The organism is Citrobacter sp. Awk 2 (genome assembly GCF_028069815.1).
GTDB lineage: Bacteria > Pseudomonadota > Gammaproteobacteria > Enterobacterales > Enterobacteriaceae > Citrobacter.
Map to the genome: position 1 here is coordinate 1 of NZ_JANEWL010000128.1, position 11348 is coordinate 11348.

Sequence of the window (11348 nt, forward strand, 5' to 3'; positions counted from 1 at the left end):
AAGTATTAGTATCATATTCGTGTTGGATTATTCTGTGTTTTTGCGGAGAATGAAGTTGCCGACTGGTTAATGAGGGTTAGCCAGTGAGCAGTGGCATAAAAAAGCAATAAAGGCATATAACAGAGGGTTAATAACATGAAAGTTAAAGTACTGTCCCTCCTGGTACCGGCTCTGCTGGTAGCAGGCGCAGCAAATGCGGCTGAAATTTACAACAAAGACGGCAACAAATTAGATCTGTACGGTAAAGTCGACGGTCTGCACTATTTCTCCGACAACAAAGGCGATGATGGTGACAAGACCTATATGCGTATCGGCTTCAAAGGCGAAACCCAGGTTAACGATCAACTGACCGGTTACGGCCAGTGGGAATACCAGATTCAAGGTAACCAGAGTGAAGCCAGCAACGACGCTTGGACGCGTGTGGCCTTCGCAGGTCTGAAATTCGCTGATGCAGGTTCTTTCGACTACGGTCGTAACTACGGCGTCACTTATGATGTCACATCCTGGACCGACGTCCTGCCGGAATTTGGCGGCGATACCTACGGCGCTGACAACTTCATGCAGCAGCGTGGTAACGGTTATGCAACCTACCGTAACACTGACTTCTTCGGTCTGGTTGATGGTCTGAACTTTGCCCTGCAGTATCAGGGTAAAAACGGCAGCGTTAGCGGTGAAAACGTAAGCGGCCGCAGCTTGCTGACTCAGAACGGCGACGGTTACGGCGGATCTGTAACCTATGATATCGGCGCTGGTTTTGGTATTGGTGGTGCTATCACGACGTCTAAACGTACTGCTGACCAGAACGCGACGCGCGCTTCTCTCTTTGGCAATGGTGATCGTGCAACCGTTTATACCGGTGGTCTGAAATACGACGCCAACAATGTTTACCTGGCTGCACAGTATTCCCAGTCCTATAACGCGACCCGTTTCGGTACCTCTAACGGTAGTAACCCGACTGCGGCTTATGGTTTCGCAGATAAAGCACAGAACTTTGAAGTTGTGGCACAGTACCAGTTTGATTTCGGTCTGCGTCCGTCCGTGGCTTACCTGCAATCCAAAGGTAAAGACATTAACAATGGCTTCACCAACTACGGTGACCAGGATATCGTGAAATATGTTGATGTTGGCGCGACCTACTACTTCAACAAAAACATGTCTACCTATGTTGATTACAAAATCAACCTGCTGGATGATAACAACTTTACCCGCGATGCTGGTATCGCGACAGATGATATCGTAGCACTGGGTCTGGTTTACCAGTTCTAATCTGCATTTATTTCTATCAAAGGCCCTACGGGGCCTTTTTTAATGCCGTTTTTCTGACGTACAAACACTCTTTTTTGGTGTACTCTTGCGCCCGTTTTCATAAGGGTAATCACGTATGGATATGATTTTTTGTCGTGCAGCGCTCCTGGCTGTAACACTCTTTTTTGTTGGGTGCGATGAGGCCCCGAAATCAAACCAGACCCCGTCCTCAACCGCGACAGTCCTGGAAGGTAAAACCATGGGCACCTTCTGGCGGGTCAGTGTAGTTGGCCTGGATGACAAACGCGCCGGAGAGTTGCAGGCGAAGATCCAGACTCAGCTTGATGCTGATGATCAACTGCTTTCTACCTACAAGAACGATTCTGCGCTGATGCGTTTTAACCAGTCAAAAAGCCTGTCACCGTGGCCGGTGAATGATGCGCTGGCGGATATTGTGACATCGGCGTTACGTATTGGCGCAAAAACTGACGGTGCGATGGACATCACCGTCGGTCCGTTGGTGAATCTGTGGGGCTTTGGTCCACAGCAGCAACCGCTGCATACACCTACGCAGGCAAGAATTGATGCGGCAAAAGCGCAAACCGGGCTTGCACATCTGAAGGTGGTTAATGAGGCGCACCAGAATTACCTGCAGAAAGATCTGCCGGCGCTGTATGTTGATCTCTCCACCGTGGGGGAAGGGTATGCGGCTGACCATCTGGCGCGATTGATGGAACAGGAAGGGATCGCCCGCTATCTGGTTTCTGTTGGTGGTGCTCTGAACAGCCGTGGAATGAATGCCGAGGGGCAACCGTGGCGTGTAGCAATACAGAAACCAACCGATCGTGAAAACGCGGTACAGGCGATTGTCGATATCAATGGACATGGCATCAGCACCTCCGGTAGCTATCGCAACTATTACGAACTGGACGGAAAACGTCTGTCCCATGTCATCGATCCGCAAACCGGTCGTCCTATTGAACACAATCTGGTCTCTGTGACGGTGATTGCACCCACGGCGCTGGAGGCTGACGGGTGGGATACCGGGCTAATGGTGCTTGGCCCGCAAAAGGCCAAAGAGGTTGTGCGTCGCGAAGGGTTGGCGGTGTATATGATTGTTAAAGAAGGCGACGGGTTTAAAACCTGGATGTCGCCGCAATTTAAAAGCTTCCTGGTCAGCGAAAAAAATTAAAAAGCAAGATTGCGGGTTTTTATAACCCGCAATGCGGACACACTGAGGCTAAGCGCTATGCTTAACAAAGGAGTCCATCATGACAAATCTCTTACACATAACTGATGATGAACGCTGGCAGTCTGTGCTGGACCGTGACGCGGGTGCTGACGGTCAGTTTGTTTTTGCTGTTCAGACTACCGGCATTTTCTGTCGGCCGTCCTGTCGGGCAAAACATGCGCTGCGCAAAAATGTCAGTTTCTTCGCGGATGCAAAGCAGGCACAGGCGGCAGGGTTTCGTCCCTGCAAACGCTGCCAGCCGGACAAAGACAGCGCACAACAGCAGTGGCTGGACAAAATAGCCCACGCCTGTCAGTTGCTGGAGCAGGAGTCCCCCCTCACACTGGAGGCTCTTGCGCAGCATGTTGCGATGAGCCCGTTTCACCTGCATCGCCTGTTCAAAGCAACCACCGGAATGACCCCAAAGGCCTGGCAACAGTCATGGCGTGCCCGTCGCCTGCGTGACGCGCTGGCAAAAGGCGCACCGGTCACGCAGGCGATTCTTGACGCCGGATTCCCCGACAGCAGCAGCTATTACCGCAAAGCGGATCAGGCGTTAGGCATGACCGCCAGGCAATTTCGTCAAGGCGGCGGTAATGTTTCTGTGCGCTATACCCTCGCAGATTGCGCTCTGGGTCGCTGCCTGGTCGCGGAAAGTGAACGGGGGATCTGCGCGATCTTGCTGGGCGACGACGATGCTACGCTGATAGCAGAATTGCATGAACTGTTTCCGACAGCACGTGACGAGCCCGCCAATGCGGAGTTTCAACAACATGTGCGTGAGGTGATCGCCGTGATTAATACGCGCAATACTGCACTGTCACTGCCGCTGGATATTCAGGGTACCGCCTTTCAGCAACAGGTATGGCAAGCGCTGCGGGCAATACCTTGTGGTGAGACGGTGAGTTATCAGCAACTGGCCAGCACTATCGGCAAGCCGAAGGCGGTGCGTGCCGTCGCCAGTGCCTGCGCGGCGAACAAACTGGCTATTGTGATCCCGTGTCACCGCGTAATCCGTGGCGACGGCGCGCTTTCTGGCTATCGTTGGGGAATAACGCGCAAGGCGCAACTGTTGCAACGTGAAGCCACCCGCGAGGAAACCTAATGCTCGATCTCTTTGCCGATGAGAAACCCTGGCACGAGCCGCTGGCGTCAGGTGCGGTGATTTTGCGGCGCTTTGCATTTGAATCCGCCCCCGCTTTACTGCAGGCAATCGCGGCGACAGCCAGACAGTCGCCGTTTCGCCAGATGGTCACCCCTGGCGGTTATACGATGTCGGTAGCCATGACGAATTGCGGCCATCTGGGGTGGACAACGGATCAACATGGCTACCTCTATTCACCGGTCGACCCATTAACTGGCGCTCACTGGCCGCCATTACCCGAGGTCTTTGCTGAGCTGTGCCAACAGGCGGCAACGGCCGCAGGCTATCCTGATTTTCAACCGGATGCTTGCCTTATTAATCGCTATACGCCGGGGGCAAAACTGTCTTTACATCAGGATAAAGATGAGCCTGACCTGCGAGCACCTATCGTCTCTGTATCGCTGGGCCTGCCAGCAATTTTTCAGTTTGGTGGCTTACGGCGCAACGATCCCTTAAAGCGAGTATTGCTGGAGCATGGTGATGTGGTGGTATGGGGGGGAACCTCGCGGCTGTTTTATCACGGCGTCCAGCCTCTCAAAACTGGGTATCATCCATTGACGGGGGATTGTCGCTACAACCTGACGTTTCGCCAGGCAGGTAAAAAAGAATAAAAATAAGAATTATTATTGCTGTGAGCGAAGAGATGTTTAAACTGCGGGCTGTTATTACTTGTCCGGGTTGTTTGCATGGAACTTTTACTTCTTGTCTGGCGGCAGTATCGCTGGCCATTTATCAGCGTCATGGCGCTCAGCCTTGCCAGTGCCGCTCTGGGGATTGGACTGATTGCGTTTATTAATCAGCGCCTGATTGAAACGGTCGACACCACGCTGATGGTGCTACCGGAGTTTCTTGGCCTGCTGCTGTTACTGATGGTCGTCACCCTCGGTTCACAGCTGGCGCTCACCACGCTGGGACACCACTTTGTCTACCGTCTGCGTAGCGAATTTATCAAACGTATTCTGGACACTCACGTCGAGCGTATCGAGCAAATCGGTAGCGCCTCGTTACTGGCCGGTTTAACCAGCGATATCCGTAACATTACCATTGCCTTTGTCCGCCTACCTGAGCTGGTACAGGGGATTATCTTGACCGTGGGATCGGCGGCGTATCTGGCCATGTTGTCGACGAAAATGCTGCTGGTGACGGCAATCTGGATGGCAATCACCATCTGGGGCGGATTTGTGCTGGTGGCGCGGGTGTATAAACACATGGCTACCCTGCGTGAAACCGAAGACAAGCTGTACAACGACTACCAGACGGTGCTGGAAGGGCGCAAAGAGCTGACGCTCAACCGTGAGCGTGCAGAGCATATCTTTAACCAGCTGTACGTCCCGGATGCCAAAGAATACCGCCACCATATTATTCGTGCTGATACCTTCCACCTGAGCGCGGTCAACTGGTCGAACATCATGATGCTGGGCGCCATTGGCCTGGTATTCTGGATGGCCAACAGTCTGGGCTGGGCGGATACCGCGGTGGCGGCAACCTATTCGCTGACGTTGCTATTCCTGCGCACGCCGTTGCTCTCCGCCGTTGGCGCGCTGCCGACGCTGCTGACGGCTCAGGTGGCGTTTAACAAGCTGAATAAGTTCTCCCTGGCCCCCTTCAAGGCAGAATTCCCGCGGCCAACCGCATTTCCGAACTGGCAAATGCTGGAGTTGCGTGACGTGGTTTTCCACTATCAGGATAGTGCGTTCTCCGTTGGGCCTGTAAATCTGACCATTCGTCGTGGTGAACTGATCTTCCTGATTGGCGGTAACGGCAGCGGTAAATCCACGCTGGCGATGTTGCTGACCGGGTTGTACCAGCCGCAGTCTGGTGAGATTTTACTCGATGGCAAGGCGGTTGCTGTCGAAAAACCGGAGGACTACCGTAAGCTGTTCTCTGCGGTGTTTACCGACGTCTGGCTGTTTGACAAATTGCTGGGACCCGAAGGCAGAGACGCTTCTCCGGCGCTGGTCGCGAAGTGGCTGGAGCATTTGCAAATGGCGCACAAGCTGGAGCTGAACGACGGGCGCATTCTCAACCTGAAGCTGTCGAAAGGGCAGAAAAAGCGAGTGGCGCTGTTGCTGGCCTTAGCGGAGGAGCGCGACATTATTCTGCTGGATGAATGGGCCGCCGATCAGGATCCGCATTTCCGGCGTGAATTCTACCAGGTATTGTTGCCGCTGATGCAGGAGATGGGCAAAACCATTTTTGCCATTAGCCATGACGATCATTACTTTATTCATGCAGACCGTTTGCTGGAAATGCGTAATGGGCAATTGAGTGAACTGCTGGGCGATGAACGTGATGCGGCTTCGCGTGATGCGGTGGCTCGAACAGCATGATCCCACATGCCGCCGGTTTTTTATCCAGCCGGCGGCCTCGTTTATTGTTATTTACATAATTCGGCATCATGATTGATGATATTTCATATCATGGATTTATGATTGATGTCCGTAATAAACAAAAACAGCGCCAGGCTACGTGACGAGGAACGTGCTCGTCTTATCTGGCTACTGACCACTGATAAAGCCATCATTTCAACATTATTGGGTAAGCTTACCCTGGCTGAGCAATATGACGTCGGTACGTTAGCCGACGATATTGCTGAGGTAGGGGCACTGGTGGCGCATCTGCCGCCACCCGATCTGGCCGATACCCTCGAAGCACTGCCCTCCGAAGAGCGTCACGCCCTGTGGCGACTGGTCGAAAGTGAAAAACGCGGCAACGTCCTGCTTGAAGCATCAGAAAATGTGTGGGATGACCTGATCGACGAGATGAGCGACCGCGAGCTACTGGATGCGCTGCAATATCTCGACATCGACGAACAGATTTATCTGGTACAGCATTTACCCCGTAACCTTACTGGTCGACTGCTGGCATCACTGCCTGCTGAAGAGCGGGCGCGCGTACGTCAGGTGCTGCACTACGAGAAGAATCGCGTCGGTGCGATCATGGAGTTCGAAGTCATCACCGTACGTCCGGACGTGACGCTGGAAGTGGTGCAGCGGTACTTGCGGCGGTTGGGAAAAATGCCGGAGAACACCGATAAACTCTTCGTAACCGATCGCAATAAAGTCCTGGTGGGCGAACTGACGCTAACCTGTATTCTGCTTAATGACGTGCAGCGTAAAGTCAGCGAAGTGATGGAGGATGATCCGCTGACATTTTCTCCGGAAGATATCGCCGAGAACGCTGCGCGTACGTTTGAACGTGATAACCTGGTCAGTGCTGCGGTGGTTGATCCCTCTGGCAAACTGATGGGACGCTTAACCATCGATGAGATCGTTGATGTGGTTTATGAAGAAACCGATACCGATCTGCGTCGAATGGGGGGCTTAAGTGCCGAAGAGGACGTATTCGCTCCGGTCACTAAAGCGGTAAAAACCCGTTGGGCGTGGCTGGCAATTAATCTCTGTACCGCCTTTATCGCCTCGCGGGTAATCGACGGTTTCGAGCACACCATTTCACAACTGGTGGCACTGGCCTCGCTGATGCCCATTGTGGCAGGGATTGGTGGTAATACAGGTAATCAGACCATCACCATGATCGTCAGGGCGCTGGCGTTGCAGAATATTCAGCCCGGCAACCTGACGTTTCTGATCCTGCGTGAGATGGGGGTTGCGCTGATCAACGGCCTTGTCTGGGGCGGAATCATGGGCGGCATCACCTGGTGGCTGTACGATGATATGGCGCTGGGCGGCGTGATGACCCTGGCGATGATGCTCAATCTGCTGATGGCGGCGCTGATGGGCGTTATCATCCCGATGACGATGGTCAAGCTCGGACGCGATCCGGCGGTCGGCTCCAGCGTCATGATTACCGCTATCACCGACACCGGCGGATTCTTTATTTTTCTGGGTCTGGCGACGCTGTTTTTGATGTAGACGCCCGTTTCCCTGTAACGATGCGCGGCAGTATCAACATCGTGACCACGCCGGCAACCACGCCAATCGCCAGGTTGCCGGTAGAGACTGTCGCGGCGACGGTAACCAACATTGCCAGCGTTTCGGCGACCGGCATGTTGGCCAGCGTCGAGGGTTGGATACTGTGCCAGCTAAACGTTTTCACCGCCACAATCACCATAATTCCCGCCAGTACTGACATCGGTATCTTTGCCATCACCTCGCTGAGTGCGGTGACCAGCAGCAACAGCACCAGCCCGGCGGCAAACGTCGAGACGCGGCTGCGTCCTTTACCCATCTCAACGTTGACAATCGTTTGACCGATCATCGCGCATCCGGCAATACCACCATAAAATCCGGCCAGAATATTGGCTACGCCCAATCCCGTGCTTTCACGGTTTTTATTCGACTGGGTGACCGTCAGGTCGTCAACCAGACGGGCGGTTAACAATGACTCCATCAACCCAACAAAAGCGATGCTCAGTGCGCAGGGCCAGATAATGGCTAACGTTTGCAGGTTGAGTGGTACGAGTAACTGCGTCAAGCCCGGCAGACCGCCGCTCATTGAACCTTCGTCACCGACGGTCGGTAACAGTTGCCCGCTGGTGACAGTGAACACGGTCAGCAGCACGATAGCGATAAGCGGCGCGGGGATTGCTTTAATAAACCGCGGAACCCACAGCACAATCAGCAGCGTCAGGACGAACAGCCCCCAGATTAACGGGCTTTTCCCCCAGAAGTGCGGAACCTGAGCAAAGAAAATCAAAATACCCAGCGCGTTGACAAAACCGGTCATCACTGCCGTGGGGATGAACCGCATCAAACGTGCCATGCCTAACACACCAAACAGGATCTGAATAATCCCGGCCAGCACTACCGCAGGCAGGATGTATTGCACGCCGTGTTGATGCACCATCGGGCCAATGACTAATGCAACCGATCCTGCAGCGGCGGTAACCATTGCCGGACGCCCACCTAAAAAGGACATCGCCAGGCACAGTACGACCGAGGCTATCAGGCTGACTTTAGGGTCCACGCCGGCGATAACTGAAAACGAAATCACTTCCGGGATCAGCGCCAGGGCGGTTACCACACCAGCCAGCGTTTCACGAACCAACAGGCGGGGTTGGCGTAACACGGTGCGGGTGGTGTGTTCTGCCACCGCGGCAGGGGAAGAGTGTGTTGCAGACATAGTTACTCTCAGGTCAGAAAAGGCCTGATGACAGCAGACCGACAGGCATCCGTGCGGTGAATAGCAAAGCGCAGCATAGTACCCGTCTGACGGGGAGGTTTCCAGAAATGATTGTCAATAACCGTATAAAGAATCAACGTATTAATAACATTTTTAAAATTTAAATATAATTTATAAACAATATTTAATTATTTTTACTTAAGTGTTACCGTTGTTACCGCTCGATTTTCACCTGCACTAAAAGCAAAAAGCGATACTAAAAGTAAGGCATTAACATTATGAAAAAAGTGACTGCCATGCTCTTCACCATGGCCGTAGGGCTGAATGTTGTCTCGATGGCAGCAAAAGCGAAAGCGGCGGAAGAGCAGGAAACGGATGTACTGTTGATTGGCGGCGGCATCATGAGCGCCACACTGGGAACCTATTTACAGGAGCTGGAGCCGCAATGGTCAATGACCATGGTAGAGCGACTGGATGGCGTTGCTCAGGAGAGTTCAAACGGCTGGAACAACGCCGGAACAGGCCACTCCGCACTTATGGAACTGAACTACACGCCTAAAAAGGCTGACGGTAGCATCAGTATTGAAAAGGCAGTCGAAATTAACGAAGCCTTCCAGATTTCCCGCCAGTTCTGGGCGTATCAGGTCAACAATGGCGTGATGCATGAACCCCGCTCGTTTATTACCACGGTTCCCCATATGAGCTTTGTCTGGGGCGACGAGAACGTGAATTTCCTGCGTGCCCGTTACACGGCACTCCAGCAAAGCACCCTGTTCCGCGGTATGCGCTATTCTGAAGATCACGCGCAGATTAAAGAATGGGCGCCTCTGGTTATGGAAGGTCGCGATCCAAAACAGAAAGTTGCGGCAACGCGTACTGAGATCGGTACTGACGTGAACTACGGCGAAATTACGCGCCAGCTGATTGCATCGTTGCAGAAAAAACCTAATTTTGCGCTGCAACTGAGCACCGAAGTTCGCGGCTTTAAGCGTAACGCGGATAATAGCTGGACCGTCACGGTTGCCGATCTGAAAAACAACGAAGCGGAACACGCCATTAAGGCGAAGTTTGTCTTTATTGGTGCCGGTGGGGCAGCACTGACACTGCTGCAGGAAACCGATATCCCGGAAGCGAAAGGCTATGCCGGATTCCCGGTTGGTGGTCAGTTCCTGGTGGCGGAAAACCCTGATGTGGTCAATCGTCACCTGGCGAAAGTGTATGGTCAGGCATCTGTCGGCGCGCCGCCGATGTCCGTACCGCACATTGACACCCGTATTCTGGATGGTAAACGCGTGGTGCTGTTTGGGCCGTTCGCGACCTTCTCCACCAAATTCCTGAAAAATGGCTCTTTGTGGGATCTGCTCAGTTCTACTACCACGTCCAACTTTATGCCAATGGTGAATGTGGGTCTGGATAACTTCGATCTGGTCAAATATCTGGTAAGCCAGGTCATGCTCAGCGACGACGATCGTTTTGCTGCTCTGCAGGAGTACTATCCAGAGGCGAAGAAAGAAGACTGGCGTTTGTGGCAAGCGGGCCAGCGCGTGCAGATCATCAAAAGCGATGCTGAGAAGGGCGGCGTTCTGCGTCTGGGAACCGAAGTGGTCAGCGATAAAGAGGGAACCATTGCTGCGCTACTGGGCGCATCACCGGGGGCATCAACCGCGGCACCGATCATGCTGCATCTGATGGAAAAAGTGTTTAAAGATAAAGTTGCCAGTCCGCAATGGCAGGCGAAGCTGAAAACGATTATTCCGTCTTATGGCGCCAAGCTGAACGGCAACGTTGATGCGACGGAGCAAGAGCTGCAATACACCAGCGAAGTACTGGGTCTGAAGTATGATAAACCGCAGGTTGCTGATGAAGCACCGAAACCACAGCTAAAACCTCAGGCGCAACCGCAACCTGAGCAGAAAGCCGTGGCGGATATCGCGCTGTAAAAAAAGCCGGATCGCGCTGCGCTTATCCGGCCTATTTCTACTTCATGCGTCTGTAGGCCGGATAAGGCGGTACGCCGCCATCCGGCACATTCTCACTTATCGCACGACGGCATCCTGAATCTTATCTTCTGCTTTCCAGATGCGGTATTTCACCTCCACGTTTTCCGGGGTGTAGACCACAATCGGTAATTTGCTGTTGTAACGCAGCATACCGTCTTCACCCAGATACGCGGTGATGAATTTCTTCTCTTTCTTGCCGTCCGGGCAGGCCATCATGGTTGAAACCGGAGAAGTGACTTTGTCGAATACGTAGTAGTCATAGCCCCAACCTTCCAGCGTTTTGCTGTCCAGTTCTCCACCAAGACGATGTTTGTTGCAATCCACTTCCAGCGTTTGTCCGATCAGCAGTTCTACTTTCAGAGTAGATTCATCTTTCTCTGGAGTAAGCTGAATAACCTGACGCTTCATTCCCTTGTCCGCTTTAGGATAAGGGGCGACTTTTTCCAGCGGCTGAGCGCTGGCATCGGTGGTTGTTGCCCACGCAGAGGTGCTGGCGAAGGCGGCGAGGAGTGCGGCAGGGACAATTGTCTTCATCTTATTGTTCACAGTGTTTCCTTTCTTCTGTCTTTCGAACGTATCCAGTGCAGGTTAGCATATTCACATCGTCTATTAATCTAAATTTACTTATATTTTAAGTGTATTAATT

The 11348-nt window shown here is 52.9% G+C and carries 9 protein-coding genes; 7 read left to right on the forward strand and 2 right to left on the reverse strand.

Annotated features, from left to right (window positions below; all coding sequences use genetic code 11):
- Positions 1–135 precede the first annotated feature (135 nt).
- From NNO02_RS21180 to mgtE, 6 genes are all read left to right on the forward strand, one after another.
- A complete protein-coding gene (locus NNO02_RS21180; RefSeq protein WP_202038226.1) occupies positions 136–1266 on the forward strand; it encodes a porin OmpC in 1131 nt (376 codons plus the stop codon).
- A 115-nt stretch (positions 1267–1381) separates the two neighbouring features.
- Positions 1382–2437 carry an FAD:protein FMN transferase ApbE gene (gene apbE / locus NNO02_RS21185; protein ID WP_271455654.1) on the forward strand — a complete coding sequence of 352 codons (1056 nt, stop codon included), beginning with the start codon at positions 1382–1384 and terminating at the stop codon, positions 2435–2437.
- Between the two features lie 79 nt (positions 2438–2516).
- On the forward strand, positions 2517–3581 hold the full coding sequence (gene ada, locus NNO02_RS21190; protein ID WP_271455655.1) for a bifunctional DNA-binding transcriptional regulator/O6-methylguanine-DNA methyltransferase Ada: 1065 nt from the start codon (positions 2517–2519) through the stop codon (positions 3579–3581).
- Positions 3581–4231 carry a DNA oxidative demethylase AlkB gene (gene alkB, locus NNO02_RS21195; protein ID WP_442867923.1) on the forward strand — a complete coding sequence of 217 codons (651 nt, stop codon included), beginning with the start codon at positions 3581–3583 and terminating at the stop codon, positions 4229–4231. The genes ada and alkB overlap by 1 nt, the downstream gene beginning before the upstream one ends.
- Positions 4232–4306: 75 nt before the next feature.
- The gene (locus tag NNO02_RS21200; protein ID WP_271455656.1) at positions 4307–5950 is read left to right on the forward strand and encodes a multidrug ABC transporter permease/ATP-binding protein; all 1644 of its coding nucleotides are present in this window, start codon (positions 4307–4309) and stop codon (positions 5948–5950) included.
- Between the two features lie 105 nt (positions 5951–6055).
- Positions 6056–7492, forward strand: coding sequence for a magnesium transporter (gene mgtE, locus NNO02_RS21205; protein ID WP_137384114.1), 1437 nt, complete (start codon positions 6056–6058; stop codon positions 7490–7492).
- On the opposite strand, the gene NNO02_RS21210 is transcribed toward mgtE, so the two are convergent.
- Positions 7455–8702, reverse strand: coding sequence for a SulP family inorganic anion transporter (locus NNO02_RS21210; RefSeq protein WP_271455657.1), 1248 nt, complete (start codon positions 8700–8702; stop codon positions 7455–7457). The genes mgtE and NNO02_RS21210 overlap by 38 nt on opposite strands.
- A gap of 278 nt (positions 8703–8980) precedes the next feature.
- On the opposite strand from NNO02_RS21210, the gene mqo reads away from it, so the two are divergent.
- Complete coding sequence (gene mqo / locus NNO02_RS21215) at positions 8981–10642, forward strand: malate dehydrogenase (quinone) (RefSeq protein WP_271455658.1); 1662 nt, start codon at positions 8981–8983, stop codon at positions 10640–10642.
- A 96-nt stretch (positions 10643–10738) separates the two neighbouring features.
- On the opposite strand, the gene eco is transcribed toward mqo, so the two are convergent.
- Positions 10739–11236, reverse strand: a complete 498-nt coding sequence (gene eco, locus NNO02_RS21220; RefSeq protein WP_271455659.1) for a serine protease inhibitor ecotin — start codon at positions 11234–11236, stop codon at positions 10739–10741.
- Positions 11237–11348 lie beyond the last annotated feature (112 nt).